Below are 17,934 nucleotides of genomic sequence, written 5' to 3' on the forward strand. Positions count from 1 at the left end.
TCGATGAGTTTATCAGAACAGTTTCTGCCGGCTTATCTCGAAGAGGTCGTCGGCGACCGCTTCGGCCGGTATTCCAAATATATCATTCAAGACCGCGCCATTCCCGACGTCCGCGACGGATTGAAGCCGGTTCAGCGCCGCATTTTGTACGCCATGTACGAGTCGGGCAATACGCCCGACAAAGCGTACCGCAAATCGGCCAAAACCGTCGGCGACGTGATGGGGAACTACCACCCTCACGGAGACTCGTCCATTTACGACGGCATGGTCCGGATGGCTCAGCCGTGGAAAATGGGGCATGTCCTTGTCGACGGCCACGGCAACTGGGGTTCGATCGACGATGACCCGCCGGCGGCGATGCGTTATACCGAAGCGCGCCTGTCGCCGATCGCGCTGGAAATGCTGCGCGACATCGACAAGCGGACGGTCCAGTTCAAGGACAACTTCGATAATTCGGCGAAAGAACCCGTCGTACTGCCGTCGCGGTATCCGAACCTGCTCGTCAACGGCGTCAGCGGAATTTCAGCCGGTTTTGCGACGGAAATTCCGCCGCATAATTTACGCGAAGTCATCGACGCCTGCGTGGCGGTGATGCAGAAGCCGGAAATCGAATTGGAAGAAATCATGACCTTCATCAAGGGCCCGGATTTTCCGACCGGCGGTTTGATCATGGGCGAAGAAGGCATCAAGGAAGCTTACCGGACGGGGAAAGGACGGATTTATCTCCGGTCCAAAGCCGACATCGAATTTCTTCGCGGCGGCAAGCAGCAAATCGTGGTGACGGAAATACCGTACCAGGTTGTAAAATCTCGTCTTGTCACCCAAATGGAAAACATCCGCCTCGAGAAAAAAATCGAAGGCATCGCCGAGGTTCGCGACGAAAGCGGGCGGGACGGCTTGCGCATCGTCGTCGAAATCAAAAAGGAAGCGGATGCCCAGGGCATTTTGGCTTACCTGCTGAAAAAGACGGATCTTCAGGTCACGTATAACTTCAACATGGTGTCGATCGTCAACAAAGCGCCGCAGCAGCTTGGACTGAAAGCGATGCTGGAAGCGTACATCGAACACCAGCGCGAAGTGGTGTCGAACCGCACGCGTTTCGAGCTGGAAAAAGCCGAAGACCGCGCCCATGTGCTGGAAGGCCTCGTTAAAGCGCTGAACATTCTGGATGAAGTTATCGCGGCCATCAAAGCTTCGAAAAACCGCCAGGACGCGCAAAACAACCTGCAGTGGATGTTCGGATTTACGGAGCGTCAGGCGGACGCGATATTGACCTTGCAGCTGTACCGCTTGACGAATCTGGAAATTACGACGCTGCAGAAAGAGCTTGATGAGTTGCTGAAAAAAATCGACAACTATCGCGCCATCCTCGAAAGCGACAAAAAGCTGATCGCCCTGATCCGCAAGGAACTGCTGGAAATCCGCGACAAATACGGCATCGACCGCAGATGCTCCATTCAGGAAGAAGTCGAGGAAATCAAGGTCAACCTGGAAGTTATGGTCAGCTCCGAGGACGTGCTGGTGACGCTGTCGAAAGACGGCTATATCAAGCGGACAAGCATGCTTTCCTTTACCCGGTCCGGCGGCGAGATCAGCAGCTCCGGCGTGAAGGAAGGAGACCATATCTCCAAGGTCTTCGAAATCAACACGCTGGATAATTTGCTTATTTTCACGCAAAAGGGCCAATATTTCCTGCTGCCGGTCCACCAGATTCCCGAATTCAAGTGGAAGGATCCGGGGACCGCGATCGTCAACGTGATCCAGCTGTCCAAGGAAGACGTGATCGTCGACGCGATCCCGGTCGCCAACTTTGAGGAACCGAACCGATCCCTCGTGTTCGTCACGAAAAAAGGGCAGGTCAAACGCACGGAATTGAAGGAATATATGACCAATCGCTCCAGCGCGGTTGCGGCCTGCAAGGTCGGCGCCGAGGACGAGATCATCTCGGTCACGATGAGCGACGGCAGCAAAGACATTTTGCTTGTGAGCATGGAAGGCATGAGCATCCGCTTTAAGGAGCAGGAGGTCAATGCGATGGGCCGCGTTTCGGCGGGCGTCAAAGGCATCCAGCTACGCGACGGCGACGAGGTCGTGGCCGCTTTATGGGTTGAGGAGGATGAAGGGGAAGTGTTGACTGTGACCGACCTCGGTTACGGCAAACGTTCCCTCCTGGCGGATTACCAGCCGCAAAGCCGGGGAGGCAAAGGGCTGGCGACGTTCGAATTCAAGGAAGGCAAGCGGGTGAAACCGAACGGCAGCCGGATCGCCGGGGCGTTTTACTGCCGCGAGCCGCTGCAAATTACCGCGATTACACGGGACGGCTTAACTTATGCCTTCAGCTCCGAGCAGGCACCGATTGCCGAGCGCAAATCGACAGGAAAATTGCTTGTTCACCTGGAGAAAAAGGATGAAATAACGGCGCTGTTGGCATTTGCGGAAACTTCATGACGTCATTTCGTGTCCGAAGCTAGCGTCAAGGCGTGAAAAAAGGCATCTTCGCCCGAAAGCGAACGATGCCTTTTTGGGCGGAATCCCAGGCCTGGCGCGGCTTTTGCGGAACGGTGTCGGGGCCGTTTTTTTTGAAAAAATTTTCGGGGACGCGGAAGGAATTGGACTGAAATGCGCGAAAGTTAATCCTGTAAAACATTGCTTGCGAAAGGAAGGTATAACCCGTGCATACTTCCGAATTTGCGAAAATATGGTCCAAACTAAGCAAAGATTATAAATTGCATATGGAGAATGAACTGGCTCCCGCGCTTACCGAAGCTCAGTTGGCCGTTCTCGAGGTGCTGGGCGAAAACGAGCGGATGAAGCCTTCCGACTTGACGCCGCTGCTGGCGACGAGCCCGGCGGCCGTTACGATGCTGCTCGACCGGATGGAGAAAAACGGTTTGATTCGGCGCGAACGCGACGGCAACGACCGCCGGATCGTTTGGGTATCGATTTCGGATAAAGGAAGAGCCGAGGTTGAACGAGGACTGCAGATCCGCGATGCGTTTCTGGCGGGGGTTTTGTCGCGAATTTCCGCGCATAATCAGCAGCTTTTGATCTATCTATTGGGCAAGCTAACGGTAGCGCCGTAAAAAGGCTTTTAAAGAATAAACGTAGAGGACGTCAACCTGATGAACGAAGCATCCCTTATGAAACCAAAAACAAGAAAACTGATTTTCAGCGCCGGCCTCAGCTGGCTTTTCGACGCCATGGACGTCGGCATCATTTCTTTCATTGTGACCGCATTAACGCTGGAATGGAAGCTCTCCCCGCAGGACGTCGGCATTTTGACGAGCGTGAACTCGATCGGGATGGTTTTTGGCGCGGCGGGCGCGGGGTATTTGGCGGATAAGTTCGGCCGGAAAAAAGTGCTGCTGTGGACGCTGCTCGTTTTTTCCGTGGCCAGCGGATTGTCGGCGCTTGCGTCCAGCTTCTGGGTGTTATGCTTGCTCCGCTTTATTACGGGCGTGGGTCTTGGCGGCGAATTGCCGGTCGCTTCGACGCTGGTATCCGAGAGCGTTCACGTAAGCCAGCGGGGGCGGGCCGTCGTGTTGCTGGAGAGCTTTTGGGCCGGCGGATGGCTGGCCGCGGCGCTCATTTCGTATTTTTTGATTCCCGCTTACGGCTGGCAAATCGCGTTTGTCATCGGGGCGCTGCCGGCCCTGTATGCGCTGTATTTGCGCCGGGCCATCGACGATTCACCTGTGTATGAGAGCAATCGGGCCCGGGCGGCTTCCAGGTCGTTTGCCGGCAAGCTGGCTTCCATTTGGACCCGCGAACACAGCCGCTCCACGATTATGCTGTGGATTTTATGGTTTACCGTCGTGTTTTCTTATTACGGCATGTTTCTTTGGCTCCCGTCCGTCATGCACTTGAAGGGCTTTAGCATGATCAAAAGCTTCGAATACGTGCTGATCATGACGATCGCCCAGCTTCCGGGTTATTTTACCGCGGCGTATTTCATCGAAAAGTTCGGCCGCAAGTTCGTTATGATTACGTATCTGGTCCTTACCGCCGTAAGCGCCGCCTGGTTTGGCAATGCCGAGACGGCCGGTTCGCTGATTGCGGCGGGCATCTGTCTGTCGTTCTTTAATCTCGGCGCTTGGGGCGGCCTTTACGCCTACACGCCGGAGCTGTACCCGACCTCGGTCCGTTCGACGGGCGTCGGGCTGGCGACCTCGGTGGGACGGATCGGCGGCGTCATCGCGCCGTTCCTGGTCGGATACCTGGTGCAGCGGCATGTGGAAATCAACGTAATTTTTATTATGTTTTTCGTCATCATCTTGATCGGCGCGCTCGGCGTGCTGTTCCTGGGCAAGGAAACGAAGGGCAAGATGTTGGCGGATTGACAAACGGACGATTTTGTCGTGTTTGGACGGAGGCCTGCTTTTTGGCAGGTCTTTCGCCAAGTACCTGAACGGGTTCGAAGCCAACGCCCCACACTCTTCGTGGGGTTTTTTTCATGGCGAAATCTCTTGTAGAAAATGTAAATACAAAATAAGTCGAATGCAGTTTGTGAAAATGAAGTGATTTGAATTATAATAAATAAAGTTGCAGTTTAATCACGGCTTCATATGTTGATTCATGCCCGGCAAAAAGCAATAGCAGCGAAGGGGACGAAATCGGGCGGAGAACGACATTCGTCAACGGCGGCGGTCAAGTGTGAAGCCTTTGAATAACGGCAATCCGGACCGATTGAACAAGCCCGTGCACCCGGGAAGGACGTTCAACCGGTTCCGACAGACGTCTTGGAAACGGAGGGATTGGTTTGCAGCTTATAAATCCGCAGATGGTTCAGGAGTTAATCGACAAACTGCAGGATCAGGATCTTTATATACATCTCGAAATGACGACGGGGGCCTATGCTTCGCATAATGACGAATCAAAGTTTACGGCGTCCACGTTCATCAAAAACGGTGTTGTCCGCTATACCCACGGTAAAATCCAGGGATCGGGCCCTTACCGCGTCGGACTGAAAATGGAACAGGGCTGGATCTACTCGCAAGGTTTGACGCATTTTGAGGAAACGGAAACCGAGCGGCTGATTATGGCGGGCCATGACAGCGACGGCAAGCTTGTCGTTGCGCTGCAGCTGGGCAAGGAGCCGTTTTGAGTCCGGGAACGGCCGTCATCAAGTGAAAGGGTGATTATAAACAATGGAAAATCATATATTGGTCGTATTCCCGCATCCGGATGATGAATCCTTCGGCACTTCCGGTACGTTGGCCAGACGTATCCGCGAAGGCGCCAAAGTGACGTACGCCTGCTTAACGCTGGGCGAAATGGCGCGGAACATGGGCAAACCGCTCGTGGCCAATCGCGTCACGCTGCCGGAGCACCGGCGGAAGGAGCTGGAAGCGTCCTGCCGCTCCATCGGCATCCAGGATTTGCGCCTGATGGGGCTTCATGATAAAACGATCGAATTCGAAGACCAGGATTTGCTGGACGGCATGCTGCGCAAGCTGATCGACGAAGTGAAACCTTCGCTGATCATTACGTTTTACCCTGGCTTTAGCGTTCATCCGGACCATGACGCCACCGGCGAAGCGGTCATCCGGACGGTTGCCGCCATGCCGAAGGAGCAGCGGCCGGTCGTGAACTGCGTCGCATTCGCCAAAGGCTGCGAGCAGATCATCGGCAAGCCGGACGTCGCCGTCGACGTCAGGGATTTCCTTCCGAACAAATTCGGGTCGATCCGGGCGCACGCCTCGCAGTTCCGATGGAAAGAAATACTCGGAAGTTATACCGAAGAGGATGAACAAATCAAAAGCCGTTTCAGCACCGAAAGATTCTGGACTTATCGTTTCGAATAGGGTAATATTTCCATGCGCGGCTTCGATTGCGCGCATAACCTATTTTGGAAAGGTGAGCGGAGCAGAGATGAGCGGAGCAGAGGAAAGAAGAGGAATGCCGGAGACGGCCGGGCAAGCTGAAAGGCCTGCGGAAAAAACGCTTGAGCGGATCGTGTTTATCGGCCGGACTTACGATGAGTACATGCGGATGTTCGGGCTTGATGAATCCGATCTTGAAGGTAAACGAATATTGGACTGCCCGGGAGGCGCATGCTCTTTTGCGGCCAAAGCCGGGGAGCTTGGATGCGAAGTCACGGCGGCGGACATCGCTTATTACCATGAGGCAGACCGGCTTCTGGAGAAGGAGCTTCAGGATATCGGCCACGCCATGGAGCATGTGGAATCGGAACAAAGCCGTTATATCTGGACGGAATTTCCGAATAGCGAAGCGCTGCGTTCCGAGCGACTGCGGGCGTTACGGACCTGCGCGGAAGATATGAAGGTTCATCCGGAACGGTACGTGCCCGTGACGCTGCCGTCGCTGCCTTTCCGTGACGAACAGTTCGACCTGACGTTGTCGGCCCATTTTTTGTTTACATATGCCGACCGGATGGACGCCGAATTTCACCGGGACGTGCTGCGCGAGCTACTTAGGGTGACTCGCGGAGAGGTCCGGATTTTTCCGCTGGTCGACCAAAGCGGACGCCGGCCCGGCGAGGTGGAGCAGCTGATTGCGTTTGCCCGCGGCGAAGGATGGAGCGCCGAAACGAAAGCCGTTCCGTATCATTTCCAGCGGCAGGCGGATCATGTCCTCATTTTGCGCGCGGGCGGAACGATTCTATAACCCAATCATGGAGGATGGACATGAAACACGCGTTTATTTTCGATATGGACGGCGTCATCATCGACAGCGAGCCGATCCATTTTGACGTGGATATCAAGACGCTCGGATACTTCGGCGTGGAAACGACGGAAGAGGAGCTGGAACGGTTCGTCGGGATGACCAATCCCGAAATGCTGGGCATTTTTAAGCGGGAGCGCAACCTGCCTCACTCGGTTGAAGAAATGATTGAATACCAACTGGATCTGAAAATGAACATTTTGAAAAATCTGGATATCGGGCCGATTGAGGGGATCCGGGAGCTTATGGAGCAGCTGGACGAGATGAACGTTCCGATGGCGGTCGCTTCTTCATCCCCAAGAATTTTTATTGAAGGCGTTCTGGCCAAATTCGGGCTGAACCATTTCTTCCAAACGACGGTCAGCGGCGAAGAAGTGCCGAAAGGAAAACCTGCGCCCGATATTTACCTCGAAACGGCGAAGCAGCTGGGGGTCGACCCGCAGCATTGCGTCGTTCTTGAGGATTCCCGCAACGGCATGCTCGCTGCCAAGAAAGCCGGCATGAGATGCATCGGTTACCTGAACCCGAACTCGGGGAACCAAAATTTGGCGGAAGCGGATATTCAGGTCCGTTCGTATGACGAAATCCGGTTGCGGGATTTGTTTGAGGATGCCGCTCCCAACGAGGTCTAGACCATTGGAGTGGGCTTGTATTTGACGGCGATTTGCTGAAAGGGTTGCGCATTCTCAGGAAAACCGATGCGCTAAACGGAAGCGACAAACCATAAAAAACCGGAGCTTGTGAAGGCTCCGGTTTTTTATGGTTTCAATGGAAGTCAGCCGCATAAAACTTGTCAGTCTTCCGCATGCAGCCCGTTTAATACCGTTTCGGACCAAAGGTTCCATGGGTGCTCTTCGGGCGGCAAGGAGGCAAGGACGACTTCCTCTTTGGTGACCGGATGCGGAAAGCCGACCGTGACGGACCAAAGCGCGATTTGCTGCCCGGGTTTGTTGACGCGGCTTCCGTATTTCTGGTCTCCGTACAGCGGACAACCCGCGTGATTCATCTGCACGCGAATTTGGTGCGATCTTCCGGTATGCAGCTTGATCCGGACGAGGCTGAAGGACCCGTTTGTGCCAAGCACTTCATAATCGAGCACGGCTTCCTTGGCTCCCGGCGTTCCGGATTTGACCACGGAAACTGTATTGGTCTTCGGATCCTTCAGCAGCATGTTCCGCAGCGTGCCGCGGGGGGCGGGGAGACGGCCGTGAACGACGGCGGCGTAGCCCTTGCGGAAGCTGCGGCTGCGGACGGCCTCGGACAGGCGCGAGGCGGCTTTTGAAGTCTTCGCGAAGATCATCGCGCCGCCCACGGGACGATCCAGCCTGTGCACCAGCCCTAAATATACGTTCCCCGGCTTGCCGTAGCGCACCTTGATGTCTTCCTTAAGCAAGGTGAGCAGGTCGGGATCGCCGGAAACATCCGCCTGGGTCGGAATGTTGACCGGTTTCACGATCCCGAGCAGATGGTTGTCCTCGTACAAAATCGGAATTTGGGAAACAGGTTCTTGGTTCATCGCGTATCACGACTCCCAGCGGCCGAGTATGCCGCACGGCAGATGGAGCCCGGATGCCGTGATCGGAAGCCCCAGTTCCCCGCAGGAGATCGTTCCGCCGAAACGGCGCCCCGCGGTCATCTTAAGAATGTTGTGAAGCACGGTCGGCGAAATGCCCGTCGTATAAGAATTGATAAGCATAAACAGCGGATTGTCGGACATGATGCCCATGCAGCTTTCCACGAACGGATACAAGCTTTGCTCAAGCTTCCACATCTCTCCGCCCGGGCCGCGTCCGTAAGACGGAGGATCCATAATGATTCCGTCATACCGGTTCCCTCTGCGATGTTCGCGCTGCACGAATTTGAACACGTCATCGGTGATAAACCGGACCGGACGGTTTCCGATCCCCGTCAGCTGCAGGTTTTCCTTAGCCCATTGCACCATGCCCTTCGCCGCGTCGACGTGGACGACTTCCGCTCCGGCATAGGCTGCGGCAACCGTCGCCCCGCCGGTGTACGCGAACAAGTTGAGCACTTTGATCGGGCGTTTGGCGGCGGCGATCTTGTCCATCATCCAGCGCCAGTTGGCCGCTTGTTCCGGGAACAGTCCGGTATGCTTGAAATTGGTCGGGCGGATATAGAATTTTAATTGGTCGTAGGAGATCGTCCAGCGGTCCGGGAGTTTCTTTTTCATGTCCCATTGTCCGCCCCCCGATGAACTGCGGTGATAATGACCGTGAACCTCGCGCCATTTTCCGCTTTCGTTTTGAATAGGCCATATGATTTGCGGATCCGGTCTGCGGAGGATGACGTCCCCCCAGCGTTCCAGCTTTTCCCCTGATCCGGTATCAATCAATTCGTAATCTTGCCAATCACGGGCTACATACATTTTGCGATCCATCCTTCTAGGCAATTTTTTCATGAAAATACATAACCATAACTTCTATTGTACAACATTTCGCGGCAACAATGCACTTGATTCGCTCGCGTTTGACGGGCAAATTCCGCGCCTTTTAGGTTTCGGCCCTTCCTGATTGCCCCGGGCGCGAATAAGATGAGATAAACATCATTGCCAAAGGAGGCTGCGCCTGTGCCGGCAAAAAACGGAAAGCAGTTTATCGACCGCATCGACCATGCCAACCCCCGGGTTTGGATTCGCGGAGAACAATTGGACGGCAAGCTTTCGGATCACCCGGCTTTTCGTGGTCTGATGTTAACCCAGGCAGAGCTTTACGACATGCAGTACCATCCCGATTATATGGAACGCATGACGTACAGCTCCCCATCGAGCAAAGATCCGGTAGGTTTGTCGTTTATGCAGCCCAAAACGAAGGAGGATCTTCAAAGACGCCGGGAAATGACGATGCTGTGGGGCGAAAAACATCATGGCCTGCTGGGGCGTTCCCCGGATTACATGAATACCGGATTGATGGCTTTTTCTGCGGCAGCGGAGTTGCTGGGGGAGAAACGTCCCGAATTTGCGGACAACATGCGAAAATATTACGAATATTGCCGCGAGCGGGATATATCCCTTTCCCATGCTTTTGTGCAGCCCCATGCCAGCCGGTTCGACGACCTGCTGGAGGATGGCAGCATCGAAAGCTGCGCGGCGCAAATCGTCGAACAAAACCGTGACGGCATCGTCGTTAGCGGAGCATTTTTGCTGGCGACCCAAGGCGTGACGACGGATGAAATTTTGGTGTATCCGCCGGCATTACCGTTTATCCCCGAAGAAAACAACCCCAGAACCTTCGCGTTCGCCGTTCCGAACAACCTCCCGGGCATCCGCTGGATATGCAGGGAAACGCTGGCGTTAGGCGATTCGGCTTATGACTATCCGCTGAGCTCCCGCTTCGACGAAATGGACACCTTGGTTATTTTCGACGAAGTGCTTGTGCCGTGGGAGCGCGTGTTCATTCTTGGGGACGATCGCTTGTCCATGCGCTTATTTCAAGAAAGCGGGTTTCACGTTCACTGCGGACATCAGGTGTTATGCAGGTACATCGCGAAAACGGAGTTTACGCTGGGCATCCTTCTTTATATGGCGGAAACGTTGGATCGGGCATCGTCTCCGGCGACCATCGATAAAATGACGGAAGTCATCGCGCATTACGAGACGTTGAAATCCCTGCTGGTTGCAGCGGAGGCGGGTGCCGCTCCCGACCGCTTTGGCAGCATGCTCCCGGACAGACGGCCGATTTGGACGGCCAATGTTCTGTTTCCGAAAATGTACCCGCGCATGATCGAATTGATTCAACTGCTTGGAGGCAGCAGCGTGATCATGATTCCGTCGGAGCTGGATTTCGCGGGCGAATCGAAACCGGCGCTGGACCGTTACCTTCGCGGCAGCGGCGTGGACGCAACCTCCAAAACGGCGCTTTTCCGCCTGGCCTGGGATCTCAGCTCAAGCGGTTTCGGCGGGCGGCAGACGCTGTACGAACGGTTCTTTTTTGGCGATGCGTCGGTCGTTGCCAGCAGACTCTACCAAACGTTTTCGTTATCGGAGAAGGAGGCCTGCATCGGCAAAGTGAAGGCATTTTTGCAATCCAAAGACGAATAATCTGCAAGGTCCGCGAATAGATATGAAGTGGGGAAACGTAAAGAGGCATTTCATGGGAGCAAGGAACCGTCCGGAAGAGCCATCCTGAGTGCGGGGAGGCGGACGGCCATGACCATCGACCAGCTGATTGCGCTGCTGACGCTTGTCGTCATGATTATCACTCTTGCCGTAAACCATGAAAAACCGAAGCAGTAGAAACACCGGGAAAAGGGGGCTGTGAAAGCTCCCTTTTTTCGTTCCTTCGAAAAAAAAGAGAACATAAACCCTCCGGGCTCATATACATATTTAAAAAAATGCTCATCAGATGTAAGCCGCCCGTATGGAACGAGCATTACACAATCCGGAAGGAGGAAACCGACTTGTCCATTCAAGCAAAAATGAAAACGAATACATCGATGGAACCGCAACTCAAGCGCAAAAAACGGTTCACCCGGAACGACTGGATGGGGTACCTGTTCAGCGCTCCGTTGATCATCGGCGTATTGGCATTTGCCGTTTATCCGATGATCGCGGCGCTGATCATGAGCTTTCATCAAACCTCGGGACTTTCCGTCGGCGGAAAATGGGTGGGTTTCAGCAATTACGATTACGTGTTGTCGGATTCGTTATTTTGGCAAGCGCTTACAAATACGCTATTTATCGGCATATGGTCGGTACTGCTTGGCATCGCGCTGTCTTTTATTTTGGCGAGCTTGATCAACAACCTGAAATGGCATATGGGACAAAACTTTTTCAAGGCCGTATTTTTTCTGCCGAACGTCGTGTCTGGCGTTGCGACGACGCTGCTGTTTTCGTTTCTGTTTTATCCTTCCAAGGAAGGGCTGCTGAATTTTGTCATCGGGTTGTTTGGCATTGAACCGGTCGGCTGGTTTACGAACCCGCAGGTTTCCAGATACAGCATTGTTTTGATGAGCTTGTGGGGGGCGCTTGGCTACAATACGATCATTTTTTTGGCCGGGCTGCAAAGCGTTCCGCGCGACCTGTACGAAGCGGCCGAGGTGGACGGGGCGGGGACGTACCGAAAATGGTTTTATGTCACCATTCCGTATTTAAGGCCGATTTTCGTCTTTATGCTCATCATGGGCACGATCGGCGGCATGAAGCGGTTTACGGACGTGTGGCTGATCGGGGGCACGGCGGGGAATCCGGGCGGCAGCTTGATGACGGTCGTGCTGTACATTTACCGCAATGCCTTTCTCTCTTCGCAGATGGGCGTGGCGACCGCAGCTTCGTATCTGCTGTTTATTATGATTTTCCTGCTTACGGCCGTCATGATGCTGTTGAACCGGCGCAAGGACAGCTTCGACTGATCCGGGAAGAGATCGAGCGAGATCGAGCTTCAATCCAGTTCCATTCTGAGTTAGGAGGTCAACCGAATGAACACCGTGGACGCCAATTTGATGCACCGGCGCAAAAAAATTTCCCTGAACCAATGGATTTTGACGATCGTCCTTACGCTGGGTTCCTTCGTCATGATCGTGCCGTTTCTATGGATGCTTGTCACGAGCTTCGACTGGGCCGCGCGGCTTCATATCAATTTCCCGCCCAGGCTGTGGCCGGAGGAACCCTCCGTCAAAACTTTCGAGGCGGCGTTTACCAGCATCAAAATGTTCCGCTACATTTCAAATTCCGTCGTGGTCAGCGCCGGCGTCATCCTCATCAGCGCCTTGTCGGCGCTGCTGTCGGGGTATGCGTTATCCAAGCTGCGTTTTAAGGGCGCGAATATTGTGCTGCTGCTCGCTTTGAGCACGATGATGATCCCGTTCGAAATGACGATGATCCCCCAATACTTATTGTTCAGCAAGCTGGGGCTTGTCGACAATTATCTGGCGTTTTACCTGCCCGCCTTGAATTACGCGTTCGGGACGTTTTTGGCCAAAGCCTTTTTCGATCAGCTGCCGACAACGCTGCGGGAGGCCGCCATTTTGGACGGGGCAAAGGAGGTGTCCGTATTCGGCAGGGTATACCTGCCGTTGTGCACGCCGATCATCGCAACCATGGTCATTTTGCTCTTTCTTGGCGTTTGGAACGATATGTTGTGGCCGCTCCTGATCCTTAAGAAAGCAACCAAGTATACCATTCAGATCGGTCTTGCGATGTTCACCTACAATAACGGCATCGACAAACAGCCCTCCATCATTATGGCTGCCACGACTGTGAGCCTGATCCCGGTCGTCGTCGTATATTTGTTTTTGCAGCGCTACATTATCGAAAGCATCGCGTTATCGGGGATCAAACAGTGAGCAGCGTTTTGCCCGAACCAACCTGGGCGATTTTGAAGGGGCTCCAATTCCATGTTGAATGAAAAAGGGGGAACGGATTCATGAAAAAGCTTTTGCTGCTTGTCTTGTCCTGCGTGCTGGCGCTGTCGCTTGCGGCCTGTTCAGGCGGAACGGACACGGATGTCACGGGCGGAGTGGAAATCAAAAAGGTGTCCGACATGAAGGGGACGGTCAGGGTCGCCTTGGCCGGATGGCAGCTGGACAACGGCATCAACGCCCAGACGGGCAACCCAACCATCGGGCTGAACGACTATCTTGAGCAAACTTTCAACAAAATGTATCCGAACATCAAGCTTGATCTGTATCAAATTCCATGGGAAAACGTCAAAGCAAAACAATCCGCCATGCTGCTTTCCGGCGATGTGGACGTCCTGTACACCGGCGGAGCGTTTGCATCCCAGTGGTATCAGGACGGGCTGCTTCGCGACCTGGATGACCTGATCAAGGAAGATGCAAGTTTTGACCCCGGCATTTACCTGGAAGGCATCATGAACAATTCTTACAGCACCAAGTCGCCCGACGGCACGAAGCAATTCGGCATCCCGGTCGCGCTCGGGCGCAGAATGACGATCTATGACAAAAAGCTTTTTGAGGACTGGGGAGTGGAACCGTTGTCCGCGAAGGCGGACCCGGCCGAAATTCTCGAAAAGGCCAAAAAAATGACGGGCAAAAATCCGAAGACCGGCGAAGACAACTACGGGCTTTATTGGAGCGGCAACTCGTTAAACGGATCGACCTTCGTCGCGTTGACGCTGGCGTTCGGGGCGAAAGGAGCCGAAGGCACGTTGAAGGACGTGAAAAGCATCAAGTGGCATCTGAACACGCCCGAAATGGCGAAGGTCATGGAATGGCTGAAGGAAGCCGCAAAGCTGGCGCCGCCAGGATTCGTAAACGCACAAGGCGCCGAAAACTTCGGCCTGGAACGCAACAATATCGCGATTGCGCTGGATTCCACGGGCGGCTCTACCATGAACGAATATATAAGCAATAAAAACAAGGATCTGCTGGACCGGTTTGAGCCTGTCATGAATATGGGGCCAAAGGGCGAAGGCTGGGTGGCGGTCGACCCGTTCATCATGGCGAAAAACGCCAAGGACGTCAAAGCTTCCTGGGAAGTGCTGAAGTTTCTGACGAGTCCGATGACGCAACGATACATGTATGACAACTTTGCGCTGACGCCAACGCTCAAGAATGCGGATTTTGTGTCCCCGGAAGACAAATACGTCAAAAAAGCGCTTGAAATTGCCGCAGTGGGACACTCGGAGCTGATGGACGAAGCCAACCCGTTCTACATGAGCGATATTGTGCCTGCGGTCAACGGTTTCATCAGCAAAGCGGCGACCGGCAACGCCCCGGACATCCAGAAGTTTCTGGACGACCTGCAGCAGCGCGCGGAAAAATGGTCGGCGAACTTAAAGTGACACCAGATGGTGCAAAGCCCCTAACGGGCTTTGCACTTATCCGTTTCATCGAATTCAGAAAGCGGGATTGGAGGAGGACTGAAGATGAAAAAGGGAATCAACCAATGGTGCTTTCCGCCGGGAACTCCGCTGAGCAAGGTGCTCCGCACCAGTTCGGCGGCGGGGTTTGATACGATCGAGCTGAACTTGTACGCTTCCGGCGGCATCGGTTTGACGATGGACACGACGCCGGAAGAGGCAAAGGCGCTGGGAAGGCTGGTCCGCAGCTACGGATTGACCGTCGGCAGCCTCTCCACCGAAATGCTTGGCCGGTATCCTTTGAGCTCTCCCGATAAAGACACGAGGAGCCGTGCGGTGGAATCCATCCGCAAACAGATCGAGCTGGCGCTGGAGCTTGAAGTGGATACGATCCTCGTCGTGCCTGGACGAATCGAAGAGGACGTTACGTACGAGGACGTATGGGAGCGCTCGACGATGGCTCTGCAGCCGCTGGTCGACGATATCGCCGGAACGCCGTTAAGCATCGCCATCGAAAATGTCTGGAACCAATTTTTATGGAGCCCGCTCGAAATGGTCCGCTACATCGACCAGTTTGAATCGGAGCATGTCGGCGCTTATTTCGACGTCGGCAACACGCTTGCCTTCGGAAGACCGGAGCATTGGATCCGTACGCTTGGGAGCCGGATCCGCAAAATTCACGTCAAGGATTTCCGGACGAAGGTCGGCAATCACCTCGGTTTCGTGCCGCTGTTGTCGGGGGATGTGGATTGGCTGAACGTCCGTTTGGCTTTAAGCGATATCGGCTACCGCGACAGCTTGACGGCGGAGCTGGAGCCGTATGCAAGCTTCCCGGACCAGCTGATCTTTGACACGTCCCGCCATTTGGACGTCATTTTGGGCAAAAATCCGTACTAAACCAAAGCGCGAAGGGAGAAACCATCGAATGATTAGAATCGGCGTGGTAGGGGCCGGAATCATTGCCGCAGAGCATTTGAAACATATTCATCAACATGAAGGCGCCGAGCTGGCTGCGGTCTGCGACGTTGCGCCGGCGGCGGCGGAACGCGCGGTCCGTCAGTATGGGGGGAAGGCGTACACCGATTTCGACGACATGCTGGACCGTGAAAAGCTGGACGCCTTGTTCCTATGCGTGCCGCCATTTGCCCATGGGGACATGGAGGAAAAAGCGGCGGAACGCGGAATTCACCTGTTGGTCGAAAAGCCGTTAGGACTTGAAATGGCCGTGGTTCAGAAAAAAGCGGAAGCATTGGAGAAGTCGGGGGTTATCACGGGTTCAGGATACTGCATGCGGTACATGGACTCCGTCCAGCGTGCCAAAAGCTACCTTCAGGGCAAGGAAATCGCCATGGTACGGGCATACCGTTTCGGAGGATTGCCGCCGAATCCATGGTGGGTGGATCATGCCAAATCCGGGGGGCAGCTTGTGGAGCAGACGACGCATAACGTGGACCTGATGCTGTATCTGGCGGGCGACGTCCGCAAGGTATCCGCCGACATGGCGCTTCTTCTCAGCCGCGAGGTGCCCGGCATCACCACGCCCGATGCGGCGTCGGTCAACATGGTGTTTGCTTCGGGGGCCCTCGGGCATATCGATACCGGTTTCTTCCCGCAGCCGGACGGACGGGCGTCGCTGGAAATATTGGGCCGCGGCTTCAGGCTGACATTGGAAGGCGGCGACTTGACCATCACGGAGCCGGACCGGACCCAAATTATACGGGGCAGGGGCGATTTCTACCGGGCGCAGGATGACGCCTTCATCCAGGCGGTCGCCACCGGGGACCGCAGCCTGGTTTTGGCCCCGTACAGCGCGGCGCTCAAAACGCTTGCAGTTACGCTTGCTGCCAATGAATCCGCAAAAACGGGGCAGGCGGTGATGCTTTGATCATGTCCGCCGCGCCAACAAATGGCTGACAATCGAAACCGTTCCTATTTTGTTCCTCATCGGAATTTTATGGGCCTTAAGACCGTTTCCCCGTCATCCCGGGCGAAAACGGTCTTTTTTTGTCAGCGGGCTGGAATGCGAAATCCGCGTTTTTTCGGCAAATCGGGTACGGAACCACCCGTTTGTCGGCTGCGATCGGAAAATGACGGCAACCCCGTGGATGCGCATTTTGTGGATCTACAGAATTTCGACAGGCTGCTCCAAAATTAGGAGAAAAGTCGGAGCCAATATCAACCCGGCGATGTAAAGGTCAATAAATTGACGGACGGCAGATGCCAGATCATCTGGTCGGCCAATAATCCGTTTGACGCGGTTCGCGTTTATTGGAGCACTTCGCCCAAAGACATAAATATTACGAGGAACATCCTTGTTTATGCCAAAAGCAAAAACGGTTCGGTCATCGTGGACAATCCCGCGAAAGACAAATGCATCTATTTCTACGTGGAAGGCGTTCAAAATACGGGAGTGGCCGCCGCGGACCGATTGCTTGATATCGGCAAAATTTACAACTTCCGCGATCTCGGCGGTTATGAAACATCCGACGGCAGACACGTGAAATGGGGCAAGCTTTACAGATCAAGCCAGCTTGTCGGCCTGACGCCGGACGAGCTGAAAAAAATCGAAGCGCTGCACATCGACGTGATCGGCGACTTCCGTTCGGATAGCGAAATCGTTTCAACTCTGGACACGATGATTCCGACCACGAAATATGTCCGCCTGAACGCCAACGTATCTTCCGTCTACAACGCCGCGGATTTGGCGGCCACGTTTAACAGCGGCAATTTTGCCGAACTCGGCAAACCGGGAGAAGCGATGACCAACTCAATAAAGCATTGGTGGACGAGGAAATACCCTCTCTTCAATGAAAATTATCACAATATTAAAGACGGGCAATTAAGTGAAACTCCTTTTTTAAGACTTTCTATTAGAGAAACGGAAGAGTGGGAAAGTATGCTTATGACGCTCATTCTTAGGTTAATAGACAAAATCAAATTCCATTCCTTCAAAAAACTTGCTTAATAATGCGTGCAATCGGGTGCGCTCTTCGGCGGTGAAATTTTGCAGTATTTCATCCGAAATTTGCATTTGCACCATCCGAACGCGAGTGATCTGATTCAGCGCGTCCTCTGTTAAATGCAGTAGGGTTGCCCGGCGATCATCCGGATCAGGAGTTCGCTGGAGTACACCATCCCGTTCCAATGCATCAACCAATTCTGTTACGGTTCTAGGTTTCACGCCTAATTTGCTTGCCAATTCATTCATCCGAATTTTTTCTGCACGCCAAACCATAAGCAATAGGCGTAATCTGGGTCCGGAAAGCTGGAACGGTAAAGAAAGCGACTCCAGTTTCATTTCATATTCATGTTGGATATGGCGCGTAGCCCGAAACATCAGATCCAGGACTTCAACCGCTAATGCACCGTTTTCTTTTGTAAATTCCATAATGATTCTCCCTTGACAAAAAATAAAATCAGCAGTAGGCTTACTCTATATTAGTGAGGCGCCTCACTATAACATGGCTCATCA

Annotated in this window: 18 protein-coding genes; 15 read left to right on the forward strand and 3 right to left on the reverse strand. The window is 54.0% G+C overall.

Translation table 11 applies throughout. The features are described from left to right. Nucleotides 1-3: 3 nt before the first annotated feature. The 7 genes from gyrA to GQY55_RS11990 all read left to right on the forward strand — a co-directional run bounded on the left by gyrA (nt 4) and on the right by GQY55_RS11990 (nt 7,316). Nucleotides 4-2,448: a DNA gyrase subunit A gene (gyrA, locus tag GQY55_RS11960; RefSeq protein ID WP_160041492.1), complete on the forward strand. Its 2,445-nt coding sequence runs from the start codon at nt 4-6 to the stop codon at nt 2,446-2,448. Nucleotides 2,449-2,672: 224 nt separating this feature from the next. Then, the gene (locus GQY55_RS11965) at nt 2,673-3,083 is read left to right on the forward strand and encodes a MarR family winged helix-turn-helix transcriptional regulator (protein WP_160041494.1); all 411 of its coding nucleotides are present in this window, start codon (nt 2,673-2,675) and stop codon (nt 3,081-3,083) included. Nucleotides 3,084-3,122: 39 nt separating this feature from the next. Beyond that, a complete protein-coding gene (locus tag GQY55_RS11970) occupies nt 3,123-4,340 on the forward strand; it encodes an MFS transporter (protein WP_160041496.1) in 1,218 nt (405 codons plus the stop codon). Between the two features lie 419 nt (nt 4,341-4,759). Then, on the forward strand, nt 4,760-5,104 hold the full coding sequence (locus tag GQY55_RS11975; RefSeq protein WP_160041498.1) for a YojF family protein: 345 nt from the start codon (nt 4,760-4,762) through the stop codon (nt 5,102-5,104). A gap of 43 nt (nt 5,105-5,147) precedes the next feature. Continuing rightward, nucleotides 5,148-5,804 carry a bacillithiol biosynthesis deacetylase BshB2 gene (gene bshB2, locus GQY55_RS11980; protein ID WP_160041500.1) on the forward strand — a complete coding sequence of 219 codons (657 nt, stop codon included), beginning with the start codon at nt 5,148-5,150 and terminating at the stop codon, nt 5,802-5,804. Between the two features lie 67 nt (nt 5,805-5,871). Continuing rightward, nucleotides 5,872-6,627: a methyltransferase domain-containing protein gene (locus GQY55_RS11985; protein WP_236575561.1), complete on the forward strand. Its 756-nt coding sequence runs from the start codon at nt 5,872-5,874 to the stop codon at nt 6,625-6,627. 20 nt (nt 6,628-6,647) lie between these two features. Then, nucleotides 6,648-7,316, forward strand: a complete 669-nt coding sequence (locus tag GQY55_RS11990; RefSeq protein WP_160041502.1) for an HAD family hydrolase — start codon at nt 6,648-6,650, stop codon at nt 7,314-7,316. A gap of 161 nt (nt 7,317-7,477) precedes the next feature. Here the strand turns inward: GQY55_RS11990 and GQY55_RS11995 are convergent, their stop codons facing one another. After that, nucleotides 7,478-8,200, reverse strand: a complete 723-nt coding sequence (locus GQY55_RS11995; protein ID WP_160041504.1) for an RluA family pseudouridine synthase — start codon at nt 8,198-8,200, stop codon at nt 7,478-7,480. Between the two features lie 6 nt (nt 8,201-8,206). After that, nucleotides 8,207-9,070, reverse strand: coding sequence for a class I SAM-dependent methyltransferase (locus GQY55_RS12000; protein WP_160041506.1), 864 nt, complete (start codon nt 9,068-9,070; stop codon nt 8,207-8,209). Nucleotides 9,071-9,271: 201 nt separating this feature from the next. On the opposite strand from GQY55_RS12000, the gene hpaB reads away from it, so the two are divergent. The 8 genes from hpaB to GQY55_RS12040 all read left to right on the forward strand — a co-directional run bounded on the left by hpaB (nt 9,272) and on the right by GQY55_RS12040 (nt 17,427). Continuing rightward, the gene (gene hpaB / locus GQY55_RS12005) at nt 9,272-10,741 is read left to right on the forward strand and encodes a 4-hydroxyphenylacetate 3-monooxygenase, oxygenase component (protein WP_160041508.1); all 1,470 of its coding nucleotides are present in this window, start codon (nt 9,272-9,274) and stop codon (nt 10,739-10,741) included. A 27-nt stretch (nt 10,742-10,768) separates the two neighbouring features. Next, nucleotides 10,769-10,936 carry a hypothetical protein gene (locus tag GQY55_RS12010; protein WP_160041510.1) on the forward strand — a complete coding sequence of 56 codons (168 nt, stop codon included), beginning with the start codon at nt 10,769-10,771 and terminating at the stop codon, nt 10,934-10,936. 182 nt (nt 10,937-11,118) lie between these two features. Next, the gene (locus GQY55_RS12015; protein WP_160041642.1) at nt 11,119-12,051 is read left to right on the forward strand and encodes a carbohydrate ABC transporter permease; all 933 of its coding nucleotides are present in this window, start codon (nt 11,119-11,121) and stop codon (nt 12,049-12,051) included. A 66-nt stretch (nt 12,052-12,117) separates the two neighbouring features. After that, nucleotides 12,118-12,984 (forward strand): carbohydrate ABC transporter permease, encoded by an 867-nt coding sequence (locus tag GQY55_RS12020; RefSeq protein ID WP_160041512.1) that lies wholly within the window; start codon nt 12,118-12,120, stop codon nt 12,982-12,984. An 80-nt stretch (nt 12,985-13,064) separates the two neighbouring features. Continuing rightward, a complete protein-coding gene (locus GQY55_RS12025) occupies nt 13,065-14,444 on the forward strand; it encodes an extracellular solute-binding protein (protein ID WP_160041514.1) in 1,380 nt (459 codons plus the stop codon). Nucleotides 14,445-14,528: 84 nt separating this feature from the next. Beyond that, nucleotides 14,529-15,359, forward strand: a complete 831-nt coding sequence (locus tag GQY55_RS12030) for a sugar phosphate isomerase/epimerase family protein (RefSeq protein WP_160041516.1) — start codon at nt 14,529-14,531, stop codon at nt 15,357-15,359. A gap of 28 nt (nt 15,360-15,387) precedes the next feature. Beyond that, a complete protein-coding gene (locus GQY55_RS12035; protein ID WP_160041518.1) occupies nt 15,388-16,347 on the forward strand; it encodes a Gfo/Idh/MocA family protein in 960 nt (319 codons plus the stop codon). 318 nt (nt 16,348-16,665) lie between these two features. Then, complete coding sequence (locus tag GQY55_RS12040) at nt 16,666-17,427, forward strand: tyrosine-protein phosphatase (RefSeq protein ID WP_160041520.1); 762 nt, start codon at nt 16,666-16,668, stop codon at nt 17,425-17,427. On the opposite strand, the gene GQY55_RS12045 is transcribed toward GQY55_RS12040, so the two are convergent. Continuing rightward, nucleotides 17,383-17,850 carry a MarR family winged helix-turn-helix transcriptional regulator gene (locus GQY55_RS12045; RefSeq protein ID WP_160041522.1) on the reverse strand — a complete coding sequence of 156 codons (468 nt, stop codon included), beginning with the start codon at nt 17,848-17,850 and terminating at the stop codon, nt 17,383-17,385. The genes GQY55_RS12040 and GQY55_RS12045 overlap by 45 nt on opposite strands. Nucleotides 17,851-17,934 lie beyond the last annotated feature (84 nt).

This window comes from Paenibacillus sp. USDA918EY, assembly GCF_009870825.1.
GTDB classification, from domain to species: domain Bacteria; phylum Bacillota; class Bacilli; order Paenibacillales; family Paenibacillaceae; genus Paenibacillus_AQ; species Paenibacillus_AQ albilobatus.